The following is a 19,410-nucleotide window of genomic DNA, read 5'->3' as shown; positions in this document are numbered from 1 at the left end:
GATCCTCCCCGGGGTTCCCCGTCGGGATGCTAGGCCTTCGGTTTGGCCGGGGCGCGGCGTCGGCGGCCGCGCGACCGGGCCTGCCCGTTCACCGCCCGCTTGAGGAGGTCCTCCTCCCAGGTGACGATGCTGTGGAAGAAGACCCGGTCGCCTTCCTCCAGCCCGCGCGTCACCTCGGTGATGTGGACGTTGGTCGCGCCGAACTGCTGCAACGCCCACTGCACCGCTTCCTCCGGCTTGCTGGTGTCGCCGCAGGTAAAGATGTCCAGGGCGGCATAGCCCACTTCCGGCCAGGTGTGGACCGAGAGGTGCGACTCCGAAATCACGACGACGCCGGAAACCCCGTTGGGGTTGAAGCGGTGGAAGGAGATCGACCACACCTGCACCCCGGCGATCTCCGCGGCCCGGACCAGGATCTGTTCCACGAGCTCGACCTTCCCGATGATCTCCGGGTTGCACCCGGAGGCCTCGGCGATGTAGTGGTGCCCGATCGTCTCCATCCTCCACCTCCCCACCGCCCTCGCGAACGGGCGGACCGGCACAACGGTCCCCATCGTAGCACGGGCGTTCGTGCCGTCCAATACCTTCGCAGCGGAGGAGAGCGCTCCTGCGCTCCGAATCTGTTGACCCAACTTCTCCGTAGGAGGGATGCCCGTGCAGACACGCCTTGTTGCCCTGTTCGCCGCGGCGGTCGTGGCGACGGTCCTGGTGGCGCCCTCGTTCGCCCAGCAGTCGGGCGGCACCCTGATCATCGGCCGGGGCGCCGATGCGGTCACGTTGAGTTTCTACGCCAGCGCGGCTCCGGACAGCGAGACGATGGCACACGTGGTGGAGACGCTGTTCAAACTCACCCCCGACGGCAAGATCGAGCCGCTGCTGGCCGAATCCCACCGCCTGTCGCCCGACGGCCGCCAGCTGACCATCCGGCTGCGCCGCGGGATCCGATTTCACGACGGCACCCCCTTGGACGCCGCGGCGGTAAAGTGGAACCTGGACTACTTCCGCAACCCGGAGAACCGGGTGACCTTCCGCTTCCTGTTGAGCGAGATCACCTCCGTGGATGTCGTTGATGTCAACACCGTGCGGATCACGACCGGCCGTCCCTTTGTGCCGCTCCTGGCGCACCTGACCCATGACTTCGTCGGGATCCACAGCCCAGCGGCGGTGGAACGGGCGGGCGGAATGCGACCGCCCCAGGGGATGCCCTACGGCGCGGCACCGGTGGGCACCGGGCCCTATCGGTTCCGGGAATGGGTGCGCGGGGACCGCATCGTCCTGGATCGGAATCCCGACTACTGGGGACCAAACAAACCGGTGATCGACCAGATCGTCTGGCGCGTGATCCCCGACGACGGGGCGCGCGTGCTGGCCCTGGAGGGGGGACAGATCCACGTCGCGGTGCGCGTCCCGCCGCGGGAGACGTCGCGACTGGCTCTCAACCGCGCGGTGCGCGTGGACCGCACGAGCAGCCTGCGCACGATCTACATCGGCTTCAACAACCAGCGCCGCCCGTTCACCGATGTGCGCGTCCGCCAGGCGTTCAACTACGCCGTGGACAAGCGGGCGATCGTGCAGACCATCCTGGGCGGCGCGGCCCGGGTCAGCGACGCGCCCATCGCCCCCGGGATCGTGGGCTACGCGCCGATCATGAGCTACCCGCGTGACCTGGCCAGGGCACGGCAACTGCTGGCCGAGGCGGGCTTTCCCCAGGGGCTGAATGTGACGCTGCACCATCCCACCGGTCGCTACGTGCAGGACGCGGCGGTGGCCGCCGCGGTGCAGGCGCAACTGCGCGAAGCCGGCATCAACGCGCGGCTGGTGACGATGGAGTGGGCCACCTACCTCCAGGTCACGAACCGGCCCGTAGACCAGACCGACATCGAGATGTTCATGCTCGGCTGGGGCACGGTCACCGGCGACGCCGACTACGGGCTGTACAGCCTGTTCCACAGCAGCCAGTGGGCCCCGGGCGGGTCCGGGCGCTTCTTCTACAAGAACGAGCGCGTGGACGGCCTGCTGGACCAGGCGCGCGCCATCACCGATCCGGCGCGGCGCGCGGCGACCTACAAGCAGGCGATGGAGCTGATCATGCAGGATGCGCCCTGGCTGTTCCTGCACAGCGAGTCGCAGATCACGGGGCTGCGCCGCGAGGTCACGGGGCTGCTGGTACACCCCACCGAGCGCGTCCTGGCCATGAACGCGAGATTCAGCCGGTAGGCGCTGCGGTATCGAGCGGCGACGGCGCCGGGGGGCGGTTGCCTCTGGCTCCGTCGCCGCGTATCGTACACGTGGGATGTCCGTCTATCTGGTGAAGCGGCTGCTGTTGGCCCTGCCCGTCCTGCTCGGCGTTTCCCTCGTCGTCTTCACTATGATCCGGCTCATCCCGGGCGATCCGGCGCTGTTGATGGCGGGGCAGGCGGCGACGGCCGAGGTGGTCCAGGAGATCCGCCACTCCCTCGGCCTGGACCGCCCGCTGGTGGTCCAGTACGGCATCTTCCTCGGCAACGCCGTGCGGGGGAATCTCGGCCGATCGCTGTTCAACAGCGCCCCGGTGACGGAGGAACTTGCCCAGCGCTTCCCGCGCACGGTCCGCCTGGCTCTGGCCAGCATGGTCGTGGCCCTGCTCATCGGTATCCCCGCGGGCATCGTCTCCGCCACGCGACACCTCTCCTGGGCAGACTCCCTGCTCATGATCCTGGCCCTGGCCGGCGTCTCGATGCCGGTGTTCTGGCTGGGCCTGAACCTCATCCTCATCTTCGCCGTGCGGCTGCAGTGGTTGCCCGCGATCGGCCACGAGACCTGGCGGCACCTCATCCTCCCCGCGATCACGCTGGGCACGGCGTCCGCGGCGCTCATCGCCCGCATGACACGCTCGGCCATGTTGGAAGTGCTGCGCCAGGACTATGTCCGGACGGCGCGGGCCAAGGGCGTGGCCGAACCGGCCGTGGTCCGCCGGCACGCCTTGCGCAACGCCCTGATCCCGGTGGTCACGGTCGTCGGCCTGCAGCTGGGGACGCTCCTCTCCGGCGCCGTGCTGACCGAGACCGTCTTCGCCTGGCCGGGGGTCGGACGGCTGCTGGTGGATGCCGTGCTGGCGCGGGATTACCCCGTCATCCAGGGAGCGGTGCTGTTGATTGCGACGACCTTCGTCCTGCTGAATGTCGTGGTGGACCTGCTTTACGCGCTGCTCGACCCGCGGATCAGGTACGAGTGATGGTCGCCCCTTCCGTGGCCGTTGCGGTCCGACCCCGACCGGCGCAGTCCACGGCGGCCCTGGTCTGGCGCCGGCTGCGCCGCAATCGTGGAGCGCTGGCGGGCCTCGGAATCCTCGCCCTGTTCACGGCGTCGGCGCTGCTGGCGCCGTGGCTCGCCCCCTATGACCCCTACGCCTCCGACCTGCTGGGCAGCCTCGCCGGTCCCAGCCGGGAGCACTGGCTGGGCACCGACGAGCTGGGGCGGGACATCCTCAGCCGCGTCATCTACGGCGCGCGGATCTCAATGGTCATCGGCACGATCTCGGTCGCGATCGGCGTGGCGCTGGGCGTGCCGGTGGGGTTGACCGCGGGCTATCTGGGAGGCCGGTTCGACCTGCTCAGCCAGCGCGTGATCGACGTGTTGCTCGGCTTTCCCGGGATCATCCTGGCCATCGTGCTCGTCACCGTGCTGGGGGTGGGGCTGGTCAATGTGATGATCGCGGTGGGCATCGTCTCCGTGCCGACCTACGCCCGCCTGATCCGGGGACAGGTCCTCTCTCTGAAGACCCTGGAGTACGTCGAGGCGGCGCGGGCGCTCGGCGCCGGCCAGAGCCGCATCATCCTCCGGCATCTGTTGCCCAATACGCTGGCCGTCCTTGTCGTGCAGAGCACCCTACAGGTGGCGAGCGCGATTCTTTCCGCCGCGGCGCTGGGATTCCTGGGCCTGGGCGTGCAGCAGCCCACCGCGGAGTGGGGCGCCATGTTGAGTACGGCGCGGCAGTACATCCAGCTCGCCCCGCACACCCTGATCTTTCCGGGGCTGGCCATCTTCCTGACGGTGATGGCCTTCAACCTCCTGGGGGATGGTCTGCGCGACGCCCTGGACCCGCGGATGACGCTGTAGGCCGGATCGTCGGCGCCTGCCGCGCCCGGCGGACGTGGCGGAGCGTCTCGAGGCTGGCGGGGAGGAGCGAGATGAGGATGATGGCCAGGATGACCAGGGTGAAGTTGTCGCGCACGACCTGCAGGTTGCCGAAGTAGTAGCCCCCCACCACGAACAGAGACACCCAGAGGATACCGCCGGCCACGTTGTACGTGAGAAACCGGTGGTACGTCATCCGGCCGATCCCCGCCACGAAGGGGACGAATGTCCGAAAGATCGGCAGGAATCGCGCCAGGACCACCGTGATCCCGCCGTAGGTCTCGTAGAAGCGGTGCGCCCGCTCCAGGTGGTCGCGCCGGAAGAGACGGGCGCGCTCGGCGCGGAAGACGCGGGGACCGACGAGGGCGCCGATCCAGTAGTTCACCGTATCGCCGAGGATCGCCGCCGCGGTCAGGAGGACCAGGAGCAGCACGGGGTCCAGCGACCCGCGCGCCGCCAGCGCCCCGGCCGCGAACAGCAGTGAATCGCCGGGGAGGAACGGTGTGACGACGACCCCGGTCTCCAGAAACACGATGCCGAACAGCAGCGCGTAGGTCAGCGTCCCGTACTGCGTCAGGGCGGCATCGAGATGCCGGTCGAGGTGGAGCACGAAGTCGATCAACTCCGGCAGCATCAGTGCGCTTCCCGCAGCCGCTGGCGGCGGGCCTGCCGGGAGGCGCGGCGCTGCTCGGCTTCCGCCCAGCGGCGGCGCTCCGCTTCGGTGCGGGGGGTGAAGGGCGGAACAGGCTGGGGTCCCTGGTCGGTCATGTGCACCATGGTGAGGAAGGCGGTGCAGGTGTGGCGGCGGCGGCCCTCCAGCGGGTGCTCGGCCAGCACGCGGACGCCGATCTCCATCGAGCTCCTCCCGACGTAGTTGAGCGCCGCCTGGTAGATCACAATCTCTCCCACGCGAATCGGGGCGTGGAAGGCCAGGGCGTCGATCGAGGCGGTGACGATGGGCCCCCGACAGTAGCGCAGGGCCAGAATCGAGGCCGCTTCGTCCAGGTGCATCATCAGCCGCCCGGCGAACATCATCGTCCCCAGCACCGCGTCCTCGGGGAAGACGATGCGCGCCACCTGCATCGCGTGGGTGAGTCCCTCGTCGCCCTCCACCGGCGCGGCCGGTTCTCGGCGGTCGGCCAGGGCCGCCTTCCGCGCCGTCCGGCGCTGGCGCGCGGCCGCGGCGATCGCCTCCTCCTCCCGGTCGGCGGGCGTGATCGCGGTCTCTACCGGCCGGGGACGCCCCGCGTCGTCCACGGCCACCATCGCCAGGTGCGAGGCGGTGGCCAGCCGGCGGAGGCCCCGGCGCGGATCCTCCGCGTGCACCTCCACTCCGATCTCCAGGGAGGACCGGCCCACGTCTTCGACCTGGGCGCGCAGGGTGACGAGGTCGCCGATGCTCACCGGCGCGACGAAGTCCAGGTCGTCCATGCTGCCCAGGACCACGGAGCCGCGGGCCACCCGCATCGCGGCCATCGTGGCCGCGGTAGTGATCCAGTGCATCATCATGCCCCCGTAGAGCGTGCCGCGGACGTTGGCCTGCCCGGGCAGCACGAGCTGGACCATCTCCAGCGTGGTCTCCGCGATGGAGGGCATCCTACCGGCCGACGCGCTCCACCCAGGCGATCACCGTCTCGACGCCCTTGTGGAAGTACGGGAGGTAGAACTTCTCGTTGGGCGCGTGGAGGTTGTCGTCGGGCAACCCGAAGCCGAACATCACCGTCGGCACCTTGAGGACCCGGGAGAACTGGGTGACCACCGGGACGCTGCCGCCCTCCCGGATGTAGACGGGATCGCGTCCCCAGACCTCCCGCGCCACCTGGGCCGCGGCCTGGATCGGCGGCGCCGCCGGATCGACCACCACGGCGTCGCTGCCCGAGAGCAGGCGCACCGCGACCTCCACTCCGGGCGGGGCCAGCCGGCGCACGCGCTTCTCGAAACCCCGGAACACATTCTTCGCCCGCTGCTCGGGGACCAGGCGCATGCTGATCTTCGCCGTCGCCTTGGCCGGGATCACGGTCTTCGGACCGGTGCCGGTCCAGCCTCCGGCGATCCCGTGGACGTCCAACGTGGGCCGCACCCATCTCCGCTCCAGGATGCCGTAACCCTCCTCCCCGGGTGCCGCCGTGGCGCCGATGTCGTTGAGGTAGGCCTCCTCCGAAAAGGGCAGCCGCTCCCAGGACGCCTTCTCCTCCGGGGTCGGAGGCTTGACCGGGGCGTAGAATCGCGGGACGGTGACGCGGCCGCGCCGGTCCTTCAGCCCGGCGATGATCACGGCCAGGGCGTTGAGCGGATTGGGCGCCGCGCCGCCGTGCTGGCCCGAGTGCAGGTCGCGGGAGGCCCCGCGGACCTCCACCTCGGTGTAGCAGAGGCCGCGCAACCCCGTGACGATCGTGGGCAGATCGGGGGCAAAGAGCTGGCCGTCGGAAACCCAGGCGAAGTCGCAGGCCACCTTCTTCCCGTGACGTTCGATCCAGCGGTTGAGCCCGGGGCTGCCGAGTTCCTCCTCCCCTTCGATCAGCAGCTTGACGTTGAGGGGCAGCCGCCCCTCCCCGCGCAGCCAGGACTCCAGGGCTTTGACAATGGCGAACACCTGGCCCTTGTCGTCGCTGGCGCCCCGCGCGTAGAGGTTCTCCCCGCGCACCGTGGGCTCGAAGGGCGGCGAGAGCCACTCCTCCAGCGGCTCGACAGGCTGGACATCGTAGTGTCCGTAGAACAGGACGGTCGGCCGGCCCGGGGCCCCCAACCACTCCGCGTAGACCATGGGGTGCCCGCCGTCGATCGGGATCAGCTCTCCGGTCAACCCCACGCCCCGGAGGTGCTCCAGCAGCCACTGGGCGGCGCCCCGCACATCGTCCCGGTGCGCCGGCAGGGCGCTGACGCTGGGGATGCGCACCAGATCCTTCAACTCCTCCAGAAACCGGTCGCGGTGGTCCCGGGCATAGGCGCGCGCGTTCATCGCTCACCTCCGTGGCAGAGCTGAGAACCCTGATTGGCTTCGACGGGGGCGACGCCTGCCCTACCGCCGCACGAGCCGAATCTTGAAGCTGACCGCCACCGGATCCTCGGCGACGAAGATGAGGAAGCGGGGCACGGGGATCCCGAACTCAGACAGGCGGATGGTCAGCCGCCCCTCGGCGAGGTAGGCGTCGGCCAGCGCCGTGACCCGGAGCGGGATCTCGACCTCCCGGCTCACCCCGCGGAGGGTCAGGGTTCCCCGCAGCGTCGCGGGAAAGGGGAGTCCGCCCGGACGGGCCTGCGGGACCGCCGTGCCGTGGAAGAGGATGACGGGATGGCGGTCGGTCTGCAGGAACTCCCGGCGCATCTGGCTGTCCCGCAGGCCGTTCCCGGTCGTCAGGCTCGCCGCGTCGAATCTGGCCTCAACGTCGGCGGCGAAGGCGTCGCCGTCTTCACGGACCGCGACCCGCACCTCCATCGCCCGGACCACGCCGGCAAATCCTCCGCGGTTGTCCCGCACGAAGAACTCGACGCGGCTCGCCGCGGGGTCGGCGACGAAGGCGCCGACGGGCAGGAGCGTGGCGGCCGCGATCACCGCCCCGGTCAGGACCCTCATCACCAGGAAGGGATAGCGCTCCTCCATCACGGCGAGGTCACGGCTCCCGGGCCGGCGAAGAGTTCACCGTCTGATGGACCTGCGGCTGCTGCTCAGCAGGCTGGCCGATGCGCGCACCCGCGGCGCGGCGGGGCGGGCGCTGGCCGTCGTCGCCGTCCTGGGCTTCCTCCTCACGATGGCCGTCCTGCTGGCCTCAGGGGGAGGTCTACACCAGTGGTTCTTCGTCCTGCTGGTGTGGGCGCTGTTTGTCTACGTCCCGCTGCGCATCCTCCTGGAGGCGGCCGGGACCCTGGGTCCGGCCGTGCGGCGGCGGCTGGCTGCAGCCGCGAGGGGACGGGCGGACCGCTACGCCGCGCGGTCGCAGATCGAGTTGATGGTCGATGGGTGGCTCGAGCGGCACGTGGTGATGCCGCGGATCGCCACCCCGGTGCAGGCGGCGAAGGCCCGGGACGGCGCGGTGGCGGTGCTGGCCCTGGCCGGATCCGACGACGCCGGACTGCGCCGCGCGGTGGGGAGGTGCCTGGCCGTCGTCGACCGCTGGGTGGCGACTCTCGGCCGCCGGGCCGCGGAGGAGCAGCAGAGCATCCAGGATCGATGGACAGAGGTGCGGGCCCTGGCCGCGCTGGCCGCGATGACCCGGCTCCTGCTGGCCGCCTACACCGACCGGACGGCGACACCCTTCGACCTCGGCGACGGCCGGCGCGGCGATCCGGAGGAGTTCCTCCAGGCCTGTCTGGATTACTGCGACGATCTGGCCCTGGAGGTGGACGCTCCGCCGTGGCCCGAACCGCCGCTCGGGCTGCACCTGCCTCAGGCGCAGAGCGACGAGATCCGGACGGCCTGGACGCGCTTCGTGGAGACCGGGCTTCCGGCCCTTGAAGCCCGCGCGGGGTTTGCGAGCCTTCTCTTCACCCCTTCAGCCCCGTGACGACGATCCACCGCTTCATGAAGGACAGCGGGGCGGTGCCGTCGTCGCCGATGTCCCGGCGCGCTTCCGGGTCGGCCCGCGCCAGAGCCTCCTCGACGGCCCGCCGTCGGGACGCGTCCGCACCGGCCAGATCCAGCCAGTCGGCCAGCGTCACCTTCCGTTCCACGACGGTCTGAAACCTCACCGCCACGCCGAGCTCCCCGACGAGCCGCCGCCAGCGGGAGGCGGTCAGCGCCTTCACATGACTGGGGTCCCGTAACCGTTCCAGGCGCTCCATGAGCTCGCCGCCGGGACCCTCCGGAGGGACCTGGTCCACGATCCCGATCCGTCCACCCGGCTTCAGCACGCGGAGCATCTCCCGCAGCGCGCCGACCAGGTCGGGAAAGTGATGCGCGGCCCGCCGGACGGTGACGACGTCGAAGACGGCATCGGCGAAGGGCAGCGCCCCCGCGTCCCCCACCACCCAGCGCAGGCGGGGCCCGGGGGCGATCCGCCGCGCCTCCCGGAGCATCCCGAGCGTCAGGTCGATCCCGATCACGGCGCGGACCACCCGGCCCAGGGCCCGCGCCGTGAATCCGGTGCCGGTGGCCACGTCCAGCACCCGGTCTTCCTCCCGGAGCGCCAGGTGGCGCACGAGCAGTTCCAGATCCCGATCCTGGGCGTGACTCACGCTGCGCGCGTAGGACCGGGCCTGCCGGCCGAACTGGCGCTGCGCCTCGTACCGCAGGAAGGCGGCCCGGATGTCCTCCCGCGAGGTCGTCAGCAGTTGCCGCTGTTCGGGCCAGAAGATCGCCGGAAGGTCGTCGAGGGGCGCCCACGTCGCGGCGGAGGCCGGCAGGCCGACAGCGCGTTCCGCCCCGGTCCTCCCTCCGGCCTGAGGATCCCCCGGCACATCCGGAGCGGCGAAGAGGAAGTAGTGGGCGATCTTCCAGGAGGTCTTCCGGTAGTCCAACCGTTCCCGCACGCCGAGGGGACCGAGCAGCACCAGATCCCGCACTCCCGCCTCCTCCGCGATCTCCCGCCGCGCCGCCTCCTCAAGTCGCTCGCCCGGATGCACGTGCCCTTTGGGCAGCACGTAGCCGTGTTCCGCTCCCTCCCGCACCAGGAGGACCTCCAGGCGCTCTCCCGCGCGCCGCACCACCACCCCGCCGGCCGCCGTGTGGGCCTCCGCCTCCGGCGGACGACGATACCACGACTCGTCGATCCTCATCATTCCCACAGTTGCACATCGGGAGCAGGCCTGCAAGGTTGCACGCAGAACTCCACACTCTGCGTCCATGGCGCTCTACCTGACCGAATCCGATGTAACCCGGCTGCTGCGCATCGACGACGTGATCGCCGTCGTGGAGGACGCCTTCCGCCGACAGGGGCGGGGAGAGGTTGTGAACCGGCCCCGCCAGCGGATCCAGACCGGACGCAGCACCCTGCACGTCATGGCCGCCGGCCTGCCCGCGCTCGGCGTGATGGGGTTCAAGGCGTACACCAGCGTCCCGGGCGGCGCCCGCTTCCTGGCCTACCTCTACAGCGCCGAGAGCGGAGAGCTGCTGGCGGTCATCGAGGCGGATCGGTTGGGACAGATGCGCACCGGAGCGGCCAGCGCCGTGGCCACGAAGTACATGGCCCGCCCCGAGGCCGGCACCGTCGGTATCATCGGCACCGGCTGGCAGACCCGCAGCCAGGTGCTCGCGGTGAGCCGGGTGCGGCCGGTGGCGCTGGTGAAGTGTTACAGTCGGTCCCCGGCGCGGCGCGAGGCCTTCGCCGCGGAGATGATCCAGGAACTGGGGGCGGAGGTCGTGGCCGAAGCGTCGGGCCGCGAGGCGGTCGAAGGGACGGAGATCGTGATCACCGTCACCAATGCCCGCGAGCCCGTCCTCCTCGGCGCTTGGCTGGAGCCGGGGATGCACGTCAACGCCGTGGGGTCGAACGCCGCCTCCCGCCGCGAGCTGGACACGGAGGCAGTGGGGCGGGCCGCGGTGTGTGCGGTCGACGATCTGGTCCAGGCCCGCGTCGAGTGCGGGGATTTGATCGACGCGGTCGGGGCAGGAGCCACGACCTGGGAGACTGTCGTCGAACTGGGCCGGATCGTTACGGGGGAGGTCCGCGGCCGCGCCGCCGCCGACGACATCACCCTGTTCGAATCCCAGGGAGTGGCGCTCGAAGATGTGGCCGCGATGAAGCTGGTCTACGACCTGGCCCGCGAGCACGGGGCCGGCATCACGATCTGGAGTTGATCCAGGGAGGGGTCATGGAGTTCGCTGTCTCGACGGAAGGACCGGAGTCCATCGCCTGCGACGCGCTGGCCGTGCCGGTGCACGCCGACGGCCGGAAGATCGTGGGGGCCGCCGCGGGGGTGGACCGGGCGCTGGGAGGACTCCTGTCCGGCGTCCTGCAGGAAGAGCAGTTTGAGGCCCGGCCGGGCCGCACCCTGGTCCTGCACACCCACGGCCGGATCCCGGCGAAGCGCGTCCTCGCCGTCGGCCTCGGCGCCGCCGAGCGCGTCACGCTGGAGGTGATACGCAAGGCGGCCGCGGCCGTGATCCGGACGGCCGCCGCGGCGCGGGCCGCCCACGTGGCGTTTCCCCCCGCCACCGCGCCCTCCGCCCCGCTGGAAGGCGTGGCCCAGGCCAGCGTCGAGGGCGCGCTGCTGGGAGCCTACCGGTTCGACAAATACAAGAAGGAGGACGCCGGCAGAGTGGAGCGGGTGACCCTGCTGGCCTCCGACGAGGGCCAGCGGCACCATCTCGAAGAAGGCCGCCGGCGCGGCGCGCTGTTCGCCGAGGCGACGATCTTTGCCCGGGACCTGGTCAACGAGCCGCCCAACCACCTCCCTCCGCCCCGGCTGGCGGAGATCGCCGCAGACGTCGCCCGACAGGCAGGCCTGAGGTGCGCGGTGCTCGATGAGGACGCGATGCGGGCGCAGGGGATGGGGGCGCTGCTGGCCATCGGCGCCGGGAGCGACCAGCCCCCGCGGCTCATCGTCCTCGAGTACGCGCCGCCACGGGCCCGGCGCGCGGTGGCCCTCGTCGGCAAGGGGGTCTGCTACGACAGCGGGGGGGTCAACCTCAAGCGCGACGACCTGGAGTGGATGAAGAGCGACATGGCCGGCGGCGCGGCGGTCATCGCCACCATGAAGGCGCTGCCGGCGCTGCGCCCGAAGGTCCGGGTTCTGGGCATCGTGGCCGCGGTGGAGAACATGCCCAGCGGGCGCTCCGTGAAACCCGGCGACATCGTGCGGGCGATGAACGGCAAGACGATCGAGATCAACAACACCGACGCGGAGGGACGGGTCATCCTGGCCGATGCCCTGTCGTACGCCGCCGCCGGAGACGTGGACGAGATCATCGACCTGGCCACCCTCACCGGCTCGGCAATCGTGGCGCTGGGCTACCACGCCGCGGCCCTGATGAGCAACGACGACGCCCTGGCCGCGCGGCTGCTCCAGGCCGCCGAGGCGGCCGGAGAGCGGCTGTGGCGGCTGCCGCTGTACGAGGAGTTCCTGGAGGAGATGCGCAGTCCGATCGCCGACCTGCGGAACTCGGCCGGCCGGTACGGCGGCGCGCAGAAGGGGGCCATCTTCCTCCGGGAGTTCACCGGCGGCCGGCCCTGGGCTCACCTCGACATCGCGCCGACGGCGTTCCTCGAGAAGGAGGAAGGCACGGGGCCGTACCTGCCCAAAGGCGGGACGGGCTACGGCGTGCGCACCCTGCTCACCTATCTGTCAGGCGTGGCTTAGGACCCAGATCTCCTGCCCTTCGGGCAGGGTGGCCGGAGACACCGTGACGGTGTGTCCCAGCCGCCTGATCCCGCTCTTGCCCCGCAGGAAGTCGTCCACCGGGCCGATGGGCCAGTCTTTGTTCACCTCCGTCTTGTAATGCATGGGGACGACGACCCGCGGGCGGAGCTGGTCCACGACCGCCGTCGCCTCCGCGGGGCCGATGGTGTAGTAGCCGCCGACCGGGATCAACAGCAGGTCCGGCCGGCCCACGGCCTTCACCTGGTCCGGGGAGAGGGTGTGGCCCAGATCGCCCGCGTGCACCAGGCGCAGTCCCTCCGCCTCGAAGATGAAGATGGCGTTTCGGCCGCGCTCTTTGCCCTGCGCGGTGTCGTGGTAGGTCTTCACCGTCGTCAGGGCGACCGGCCCGACGCGCTCCCGGACGTCGGCCCACTCCTGGCCGTCGGCGCGCAGGCCGCGGATCACCCGCGGCGAGCCGCCGGCGACCTGGACGTAGTTGTGATCGAAGTGCTCGTGGGACACGACGACCGCCGTGGGCGAGACCTTCGGGAACGGGTACCCACACTTCTCGTTGAAGGGGTCGATCAGGATGGACGTCCCGTCGCTCTCCAGCAGAAAGCTCGCGTGGCCGTAGTAGGTGAGCTTCATCTGCCGTCCTCCTCTTCGCCCGCCACACCTGCCGGCGAGTAGATTCCCTCACCGGTGAAATACGAACGTCGGAGGCCGCGTCCCTACCCGCACAGGGCCCTAGGCGTGGATCTCGATCACATCCCCGTCGGCGAGGACGTGATCGCGACCGACCATCTGGCCCTGCGCGCCCTGCCGCCTCCAGAGGCGCGCGTAGCGGAGGCTGTCCCGCAGGTCCTTGTGGATGGCTTCCGCCGCGTCCAGCACCGTGGCGCCCGCCGGCAGGATGAAGGGAGCGGACAGGTCGGCCTTCCTGCCCGGGGGCTTGCTGTAGACGCGGATCACCCCCAGCAGCCGGAATGCCGCCTCGCGCAACGCTTCCAGGCCGGTTCCCATCCCGGCGGACACCGCCAGCACGGGCAGCCGGGAGCCGAGGAACTCGCGAAGGAGGGCCAGGCGGTCGCCGGCGCCGGAGGCGTCCAGTTTGTTGGCGATGACCAGCGCAGGTTTCTGGTGCGGCGGCGCCGGGGGCGGGCTGAGGTGGATGTTGGCCCGGGCCAGCAGCGTGAGCACCTGGTCGGTCTGCTCGAGGAGGTCGTCGCTGGCCAGGTCGGCGACCAGCAGCACCCCGTCGGCGGTCCGGATAAGGGCGTAGAGCCAGCCCTCGGTGAGATCGGCGGTGATGGGCGGCAGATCCACCAGCTGGATCTGCACGTTCTCATAGATCATCATCCCCGGCAGCGGGACCCGGGTGGTGAAGGGGTACTCCGCGACCTCGGGCGCGGCATTGGTCAGAGCCGCCAGCAGCGCCGACTTGCCCGTGTTCGGCGCGCCCGCCAGGACGAGCTGGCCCGCGCCCTCTCTGTCCACATGGTAGAAGGGCTTCCCCCGGGCGGCCCGGCGCTGCCGCTGGGCTTCGGCGCGCAGTCGGGCGATGCGGCGCTTGATGTCCGCCTGCATCTTCTCCGTGCCCTTGTGCTTGGGAATGGTGGCCAGCATCTCTTCCAGCGCGGCCAGCTTCTCCTGGGGGGTGACCGCCGCCTTGAACTTCCGATCCGCGGCCAGATACTCGGGGGTCAGATTCGCCGGCATGGGTCATCGGGCCGCGCTCCGTCGCGGCCCGACCATTCCTGTACTTGTCGTCAGGTCAGTTCGAACTCCTTCACGACGCGCGCATCGAGTTCCAGTCCGAGGCCGGGCCGCTGCGGCACGTCCACGACCCCCCGGACCGGCGTCGGGAACGGCTCCGTGAACAGGTCGCGCAGCGGGTTGGGGGCATAGAAGTACTCGTAGGTCATCAGGTTGGGCACCGCGGCGGCCACATGCAGCGCGGCCAGATGGGACACTCCGGCGGAGAACCCGGTGTGCGGAGCGTAGCGCAGGTTGTGGGCATGGACGAGGGCCCCCACGCGGCGCGCCGCCGTGAACCCACCGACACGCGCCACATCGGGCTGGACAATATCGATCGCTCCCCTGAGGATGAGCTCCCTGAATCCGAACACGCCGAATTCACTCTCCCCGGCGGCGACGGGGATGCTCTGTCCTTCCCGCACCTTCCGGTACCCGTCCAGGTCGTCGGCCGGCACCGGCTCTTCGATCCAGGTGATGTCTTCCTTTTCCAGCTGGCGGCACACGGTGATCGCCGTCGCCGCGTCGTAGGCGCTGTTGGCATCGAGCATGATGTCCACCTCCGGGCCCAACGCGTCCCGGATGGCCTTCACCGAGGCCACATCCTGCCGCCGCCCGCCCAGGTCCGGCGGGCGGCCGATCTTGACCTTGATCGCCCGATGGCCGGCGGCGACCTGGGCCCGCGCCTCTTCGACCATCGTCGGTAGGTCGGCGAAGTACACCGACGAGGCGTAGCACGGCACCTGCGTCCGTCCCGCGCCGCCCAGCACCTTGTAGACGGGCAGTCCCGCCGCCTGGCCCAGGATGTCCCACAGCGCCGTGTCGATGCCGCTGATCGCCTCGAAGACAAAGCCCCGGTAATGTCCCCACCCGCGCAGCTGCCGGAACATCTCGTCCCACAGCCCCTCGGCATCATGGGGGTCGCGCCCGATCAGCACCGGCGCCAGCAGCTCCTCCACCACGGTCCGGGTCACCCGGGGCGCCTTGCGCACGATGCACTCCCCCACGCCGCTCAGCCCGTCGTCGGTGGTGATCCGGACGAGGGTGGCGGAGAACGTGGGGAAGGCCCCGATCCCGAACTGGATGGGGCGCGGCAGTGTGGCGGCCAGCATGCGGCACTGCACGCTCGCGATCTTCATCGCGTCCTCATCGGAACAGGTCCCGGTCGGGCTCGCGCAGGAGTTTCGTCCGGCCTCCGTCGGGGGTGAACCGCGCCCCCCGGATGACCACGAGGGGCGTCCCCTCCGCCGCCTGCCCCTGGAGGAGGCTGGCGGCGGCGGCGAGCTCGTCGGCCACGCCCTCGATGGACGAATGCAGGACGTAGCCGTAGCGGTCCTCCTGCCCGATGTAACTGTAGATCGGTTCCAGTCCCGCCACGCCGATCGCCACGCCGACCGCGCCCTCGCGCCAGGGACGCCCGTGGGTGTCGTTGATGATCACCGCCACGGGGATGCCGTGGGCCCGGGCGATGCGGTCCCGGAGGCCGGCGGCGCTGCGGTCCGGATCCCGGGGCAGCAACGACACCCAGTCGGCGCCGAGGCCGACGTTGCTGAAATCGACCCCGGCGTTGGCGCAGATGAAGCCCAGGCGGTGCTCGGCGATGATCAACCCGGCGCGGACGCGCAGGATCCGCCGGGACTCGTCCAGGATCACCTGGCACAACCGGGGATCCTTCTCCGCTTCCCGGGCCAGGGCCTCTGCCTCTGCCCCGGGGGTGACATCGGCCAGGCGCACGACGGCGCCCTCCGCCTTGCTGACCACCTTCTGGGCCAGGACCAGGACATCGTGGGGCCACAGCGTCAGGTCGTTGCGGGTCAGCACGTCCAGGACGACGGCTCCCAGGTCCGCGCCGGGCCGGATGTCCGGGAATCCGGAGGGCACCCACGCCGTCAGCGTCCGCGGAGGGGGCGTCATTCCAGGCCGGCGATCACGATGCCCAGATCCTTCTTTCCGTAGCGACGGTTGAGCGCCATGAGCAGACCGCCCAGCTGCTCCAGGAGGCGCGCCTGCTCCAGCGTGCCCACGTCCACGGGACGCATCGGGACCTGGCGCACGACCGCGCCCACCTGCGCCTTGGCGTCGCGGTCGTTGCCGCAGAGCAGGACGTCCCCGCGTAGCGGCCGATCGAGATCGGCCAGCATCGTCCAGCTCACGGTCTGAAATCCGGCCACGACCCGCGCGCCGGGAACCAGTCGCTGCGCCCGCTCGGCGGCGGAGAGCCCGTCCACGAGCACGATCGTCCGTGTGGACCGGTCATAGGACAGGGTGGTGTCCACCACAATCTTCCCCGCCAGCACCGGCGCCAGCCCGGCCACCGTGACCGCATGGGCCTCGGCGGGAACCGTGAGGATCACGATCTCGGCCAACTCCGCCGCCTCGGCGTTCCCGCGCCCCGCCTCCGGGTCCAGCCCCGCGTCCGCCGCAGCGGCCCGCGCCCGCGCCGGATCCCGCGATCCGATGAGCACCTGCGCTCCCGCGCCGGCCCGGGCCAGCCGCCGCGCCAGTCCCAGGCCGAGGCGGCCGGTGCCGCCGACGATCGCAATCCGTCCCGCGGGGCGCCCCGTCATCCGGGCGGCGGTCCGGCCACCGCCGCCGCATAGCCGTCCAGCGGAAAGCGCTGCGCGGCGGCGGTGACCCCTTCCGGGGTGATCCCGCGGATGATCTCCGGGTACCGGACCAGGTAGTCCAGTCCGAGCGCATACAACTCGATGTCGGCCAGCGTCTGGGCGATGCCGCCGTTCGTTTCCAGGCGCAGGGCCAGCGAGCCGATGAGGAAGTTGCGGGCGTCCGAAAGCTCCTCCCCGGTGGGCCCCTCCTGCTGGAAGAGGCGGATCTCTCCGACGATGCTGTCGATGGCGCGCGCCTCATTCCTGGGGTTCACGCCGGCACGCACCCACCAGGGGCCGGCGGTCAGGCCCGCGCGCAGATCGCTGTAGGCGTAGTAGGCCATGCCCTGGCGCTCGCGGACGCTGTCCCCCAGGCGGCCCATCATGCCGATCTGACCGAGAATCAGGTTGGCCACCATCGCATCGTAATACGCCGGGTCGTTCCGCGCCAGCCCCGGCCCGCCCAGGACGATGTCCGACTGCACCTTGCCCGGCAGGCGCACCTCGACCCGTCGCGGCCCTCCCGCCGCTCCGGCCGGGGGGATGTGGGGCAGGCGCCAGACGCCCTGGCGCGGCCAGTCGGTGAAGACCCGGGCCACCAGTTCCAGGATATCGCCCGCCGGCCGGTCGCCGACGACGGTCAGGATCGTGGCCTCCGGCCGGTAGTGCTGCCGGTGGAAGGCGGCGAGGGCCTCGGGGGTGAGCGCCTGGATGACGGCTTCCTCGCCCTCCACCATCTGCCGGTGCGGGTGGCCTTCCGGATAGACCAGCCGGCGCCAGGCGCGCTCGGCAACCGTCCGCGTGTCCTGCGCCGTGATGCGCAGCCCGGTCAACAGCTCGCCCCTGACCTTCTCCACCTCCTCGGGGGGAAAGGCGGGACGCATGAGGAGGTCGCCGACGATCTCCAGCGCCGCGGGGGCGTCCTCCGCGAGGACCCGGAGGGCGACCGACACCGTCTCCGGGGTGGCCAGGACGGTGAGGCTGGCGCCCATCCCCTCCAGGGCCTCCGCGATCTGCTGGGAGGAACGGGTCAGCGTCCCCCGCTGCAGCAGGGAGGCCACGAACCGCGCCAGTCCCGACCTGCCGCCGTCGAAGAGGGCCCCGGCCTTCACATAGCCGTGCACCGCGACCATCCCGCTGCCGGGCTGCTCGTGGGCCAGCACGGTGAGCCCGTTGGCCAGGACGCCGCGCGTCACGGTGTCCGGCACGACGGCGACCGCCGGCGCCCCGGCCTGCGGGGGCGGGCGATACCCGAAGACTCCCGGACGATACGCGGCGGAGGGTGCCGCGACGGCGGTCCCGCCGGGTTCGGGGAGATACCATCCGGTGGTCCGGTGCCGCTCCACGAAGTACCGGGCCGCGGCGGCCTGCACCGCGTCGGCGTCGACCTCTGCAATGCGCTCCAACAACCGGGGAAAGGCCTCGACATGATCGACGACGGCGAAGGCGCCCAGGGCCAGGGCCGTGCGAAAGACGCCGTCCCGGGCGAAGACGAACTGGGCCTTCGCCTGTTTCTTGACCTTGGCCAGCTCCGCGGCGGGGACGGGATCCCGGGCCAGCCGCTCCAGTTCCTGCAGCACGGCCTCTTCGACGGCCCGCACATCCGCGCCGGCCCGTACCGTGGCCATGATGCGGAAGAGCGTGGGGTCCACCGCGGGAATCACGGACGTCGTCACATCGGTGGCCAGCTGCCTCTCCACGAGCGCCCGGTAGAGGCGCGAACTGCGGCCGCCGCCGGCCTGATCGAAGGGGACGATGCTCTTGAATCCCGAGAGCAGGCCGTCGATGACCAGGAGGGCGGCGAGATCCGGATGCGTCGCCGCCGGCACGTGGTAGGCGATCTGGAGATAGGCGGTGGCGCCGCCCGGTCGCCGCAGCACGACGCGCCGCTCCCCCTCCTGCTCCGGTTCGCGGCTCCGCACCGGCGGCGGCGGATCCCCCGGCGGCATGGGCTCGAAGGACCGGCGGATCAGGTCCAGGATCCGGTCGGAGTCGAACGCCCCCACGGCGACCACCAGCGCGTTGCCGGGATGGTAGTAGGTGCGGTAGTGACGGTACAGGTCGTCCCGGGTGATCGTCCGCAGGTCGTCCTTCCAGCCGATGACCGGAATCCGGTACGGGTGGACTTTGTAGGCGACGCTGTCCACCTCTTCGTACAGGAGGTAGGACGGGAAGTTCTCGCTCCCCTCGCGCTCCGAGATGATCACCGTCCGCTCGCTCTCCACCTCGCCCGGATCGAAGATCGTGTTGGCCATGCGGTCGGCTTCCAGCTCCACGGCCACGGGGAGGTGTTCGGCGGGCAGGACCTCGTGGTAGGCCGTGTAGTCTTTCCAGGTGAAGGCGTTCCAGCGTCCGCCCCGGCGGTCGACGAAGCGTGTCAGGGTCCCCTTGGGATGGGCGGGGGTCCCTTTGAAGAGCATGTGCTCGACCCAGTGGGAGATGCCGCTCGTGCCCGGCGCCTCGTTGCGGCTGCCGACCCGGTACCAGACCCAGAAGGTGGCGACCGGTGCGGCGTGCGACTCCAGGAGCAGGACCTCCAGACCGTTGGCCAGCCGGACTGTGCGCAGGGACCGCATTCCCCCGTGCATTCTCCCTGACGAAAACGTTCCCCTTGTGGGAGCAACCGGAACGGGCGATGGCACGTCATACACCAAACGCGGTATCAGTGTACCAACTGCGGCCGCATCCTGCCAAAGGA

18 protein-coding genes are annotated in these 19,410 nt (G+C 70.8%); 6 read left to right on the top strand and 12 right to left on the bottom strand.

Annotation, left to right across the window (positions count from 1 at the left end; translation table 11 throughout):
- Window positions 1-29: 29 nt before the first annotated feature.
- Window positions 30-500, bottom strand: a complete 471-nt coding sequence (gene speD, locus QN141_08270) for an adenosylmethionine decarboxylase (GenBank protein ID MDR7558470.1) — start codon at window positions 498-500, stop codon at window positions 30-32.
- A gap of 154 nt (window positions 501-654) precedes the next feature.
- Here speD and QN141_08265 point away from each other — a divergent pair, with 154 nt between their 5' ends.
- From QN141_08265 to QN141_08255, 3 genes are all read left to right on the top strand, one after another.
- A complete protein-coding gene (locus QN141_08265; GenBank protein MDR7558469.1) occupies window positions 655-2,217 on the top strand; it encodes a glutathione ABC transporter substrate-binding protein in 1,563 nt (520 codons plus the stop codon).
- A 76-nt stretch (window positions 2,218-2,293) separates the two neighbouring features.
- Window positions 2,294-3,214 (top strand): ABC transporter permease, encoded by a 921-nt coding sequence (locus QN141_08260; GenBank protein ID MDR7558468.1) that lies wholly within the window; start codon window positions 2,294-2,296, stop codon window positions 3,212-3,214.
- Window positions 3,214-4,098, top strand: a complete 885-nt coding sequence (locus QN141_08255) for an ABC transporter permease (GenBank protein MDR7558467.1) — start codon at window positions 3,214-3,216, stop codon at window positions 4,096-4,098. The genes QN141_08260 and QN141_08255 overlap by 1 nt, the downstream gene beginning before the upstream one ends.
- Here QN141_08255 and QN141_08250 read toward each other — a convergent pair.
- From QN141_08250 to QN141_08235, 4 genes are read right to left on the bottom strand one after another with little or no spacing between them, the layout of a single operon-like run.
- Window positions 4,043-4,750: a DedA family protein gene (locus QN141_08250; protein ID MDR7558466.1), complete on the bottom strand. Its 708-nt coding sequence runs from the start codon at window positions 4,748-4,750 to the stop codon at window positions 4,043-4,045. The genes QN141_08255 and QN141_08250 overlap by 56 nt on opposite strands.
- Window positions 4,750-5,712: an acyl-CoA thioesterase gene (locus QN141_08245; GenBank protein MDR7558465.1), complete on the bottom strand. Its 963-nt coding sequence runs from the start codon at window positions 5,710-5,712 to the stop codon at window positions 4,750-4,752. The genes QN141_08250 and QN141_08245 overlap by 1 nt, the downstream gene beginning before the upstream one ends.
- A 1-nt stretch (window position 5,713) precedes the next feature.
- The gene (locus QN141_08240) at window positions 5,714-7,075 is read right to left on the bottom strand and encodes a dipeptidase (GenBank protein MDR7558464.1); all 1,362 of its coding nucleotides are present in this window, start codon (window positions 7,073-7,075) and stop codon (window positions 5,714-5,716) included.
- 60 nt (window positions 7,076-7,135) lie between these two features.
- Window positions 7,136-7,717: a YceI family protein gene (locus QN141_08235; GenBank protein MDR7558463.1), complete on the bottom strand. Its 582-nt coding sequence runs from the start codon at window positions 7,715-7,717 to the stop codon at window positions 7,136-7,138.
- A 46-nt stretch (window positions 7,718-7,763) separates the two neighbouring features.
- On the opposite strand from QN141_08235, the gene QN141_08230 reads away from it, so the two are divergent.
- On the top strand, window positions 7,764-8,618 hold the full coding sequence (locus QN141_08230; GenBank protein ID MDR7558462.1) for a hypothetical protein: 855 nt from the start codon (window positions 7,764-7,766) through the stop codon (window positions 8,616-8,618).
- Here the strand turns inward: QN141_08230 and QN141_08225 are convergent.
- On the bottom strand, window positions 8,599-9,828 hold the full coding sequence (locus QN141_08225; GenBank protein MDR7558461.1) for a methyltransferase domain-containing protein: 1,230 nt from the start codon (window positions 9,826-9,828) through the stop codon (window positions 8,599-8,601). The genes QN141_08230 and QN141_08225 overlap by 20 nt on opposite strands.
- A 67-nt stretch (window positions 9,829-9,895) precedes the next feature.
- On the opposite strand from QN141_08225, the gene QN141_08220 reads away from it, so the two are divergent.
- The gene (locus tag QN141_08220; GenBank protein ID MDR7558460.1) at window positions 9,896-10,849 is read left to right on the top strand and encodes an ornithine cyclodeaminase family protein; all 954 of its coding nucleotides are present in this window, start codon (window positions 9,896-9,898) and stop codon (window positions 10,847-10,849) included.
- Window positions 10,850-10,863: 14 nt separating this feature from the next.
- A complete protein-coding gene (locus tag QN141_08215) occupies window positions 10,864-12,351 on the top strand; it encodes a leucyl aminopeptidase (protein ID MDR7558459.1) in 1,488 nt (495 codons plus the stop codon).
- Here QN141_08215 and QN141_08210 read toward each other — a convergent pair.
- From QN141_08210 to QN141_08185, 6 genes are all read right to left on the bottom strand, one after another.
- Window positions 12,337-12,999, bottom strand: coding sequence for an MBL fold metallo-hydrolase (locus tag QN141_08210; GenBank protein MDR7558458.1), 663 nt, complete (start codon window positions 12,997-12,999; stop codon window positions 12,337-12,339). The two genes, QN141_08215 and QN141_08210, sit on opposite strands and share 15 nt — an antisense overlap.
- A gap of 99 nt (window positions 13,000-13,098) precedes the next feature.
- Window positions 13,099-14,070 (bottom strand): TGS domain-containing protein, encoded by a 972-nt coding sequence (locus tag QN141_08205; protein ID MDR7558457.1) that lies wholly within the window; start codon window positions 14,068-14,070, stop codon window positions 13,099-13,101.
- A 50-nt stretch (window positions 14,071-14,120) separates the two neighbouring features.
- Complete coding sequence (locus QN141_08200; GenBank protein ID MDR7558456.1) at window positions 14,121-15,245, bottom strand: mandelate racemase/muconate lactonizing enzyme family protein; 1,125 nt, start codon at window positions 15,243-15,245, stop codon at window positions 14,121-14,123.
- A 7-nt stretch (window positions 15,246-15,252) separates the two neighbouring features.
- The gene (cofE, locus tag QN141_08195) at window positions 15,253-15,987 is read right to left on the bottom strand and encodes a coenzyme F420-0:L-glutamate ligase (protein MDR7558455.1); all 735 of its coding nucleotides are present in this window, start codon (window positions 15,985-15,987) and stop codon (window positions 15,253-15,255) included.
- 29 nt (window positions 15,988-16,016) lie between these two features.
- Window positions 16,017-16,673 carry an NADPH-dependent F420 reductase gene (gene npdG, locus QN141_08190; GenBank protein ID MDR7558454.1) on the bottom strand — a complete coding sequence of 219 codons (657 nt, stop codon included), beginning with the start codon at window positions 16,671-16,673 and terminating at the stop codon, window positions 16,017-16,019.
- Complete coding sequence (locus QN141_08185; protein ID MDR7558453.1) at window positions 16,670-19,288, bottom strand: pitrilysin family protein; 2,619 nt, start codon at window positions 19,286-19,288, stop codon at window positions 16,670-16,672. Before QN141_08185 ends, npdG begins: the two co-directional genes overlap by 4 nt.
- Window positions 19,289-19,410 lie beyond the last annotated feature (122 nt).

It is taken from the genome of Armatimonadota bacterium, assembly GCA_031459765.1.
In the GTDB taxonomy this organism is placed as follows: domain Bacteria; phylum Sysuimicrobiota; class Sysuimicrobiia; order Sysuimicrobiales; family Kaftiobacteriaceae; genus Kaftiobacterium; species Kaftiobacterium secundum.
The sequence above is the reverse complement of the archived record's forward strand: the minus strand, read 5'-3'. Positions and strand labels throughout refer to the sequence as shown.

Excerpts from the sequence above, each read along its gene's own strand:
- QN141_08230 (MDR7558462.1), top strand. The coding sequence starts at position 7,764 with ATGGACCTGCGGCTGCTGCTCAGCAGGCTGGCCGATGCGCGCACCCGC.
- QN141_08260 (MDR7558468.1), top strand. The coding sequence starts at position 2,294 with ATGTCCGTCTATCTGGTGAAGCGGCTGCTGTTGGCCCTGCCCGTCCTG.
- npdG (MDR7558454.1), bottom strand. The coding sequence starts at position 16,673 with ATGACGGGGCGCCCCGCGGGACGGATTGCGATCGTCGGCGGCACCGGC.
- QN141_08200 (MDR7558456.1), bottom strand. The coding sequence starts at position 15,245 with ATGAAGATCGCGAGCGTGCAGTGCCGCATGCTGGCCGCCACACTGCCG.
- QN141_08205 (MDR7558457.1), bottom strand. The coding sequence starts at position 14,070 with ATGCCGGCGAATCTGACCCCCGAGTATCTGGCCGCGGATCGGAAGTTC.
- QN141_08220 (MDR7558460.1), top strand. The coding sequence starts at position 9,896 with ATGGCGCTCTACCTGACCGAATCCGATGTAACCCGGCTGCTGCGCATC.
- QN141_08250 (MDR7558466.1), bottom strand. The coding sequence starts at position 4,750 with ATGCTGCCGGAGTTGATCGACTTCGTGCTCCACCTCGACCGGCATCTC.
- QN141_08235 (MDR7558463.1), bottom strand. The coding sequence starts at position 7,717 with ATGGAGGAGCGCTATCCCTTCCTGGTGATGAGGGTCCTGACCGGGGCG.
- QN141_08210 (MDR7558458.1), bottom strand. The coding sequence starts at position 12,999 with ATGAAGCTCACCTACTACGGCCACGCGAGCTTTCTGCTGGAGAGCGAC.
- QN141_08185 (MDR7558453.1), bottom strand. The coding sequence starts at position 19,288 with ATGCGGTCCCTGCGCACAGTCCGGCTGGCCAACGGTCTGGAGGTCCTG.
- QN141_08255 (MDR7558467.1), top strand. The coding sequence starts at position 3,214 with ATGGTCGCCCCTTCCGTGGCCGTTGCGGTCCGACCCCGACCGGCGCAG.
- QN141_08240 (MDR7558464.1), bottom strand. The coding sequence starts at position 7,075 with ATGAACGCGCGCGCCTATGCCCGGGACCACCGCGACCGGTTTCTGGAG.
- QN141_08215 (MDR7558459.1), top strand. The coding sequence starts at position 10,864 with ATGGAGTTCGCTGTCTCGACGGAAGGACCGGAGTCCATCGCCTGCGAC.
- QN141_08245 (MDR7558465.1), bottom strand. The coding sequence starts at position 5,712 with ATGCCCTCCATCGCGGAGACCACGCTGGAGATGGTCCAGCTCGTGCTG.
- QN141_08225 (MDR7558461.1), bottom strand. The coding sequence starts at position 9,828 with ATGAGGATCGACGAGTCGTGGTATCGTCGTCCGCCGGAGGCGGAGGCC.
- speD (MDR7558470.1), bottom strand. The coding sequence starts at position 500 with ATGGAGACGATCGGGCACCACTACATCGCCGAGGCCTCCGGGTGCAAC.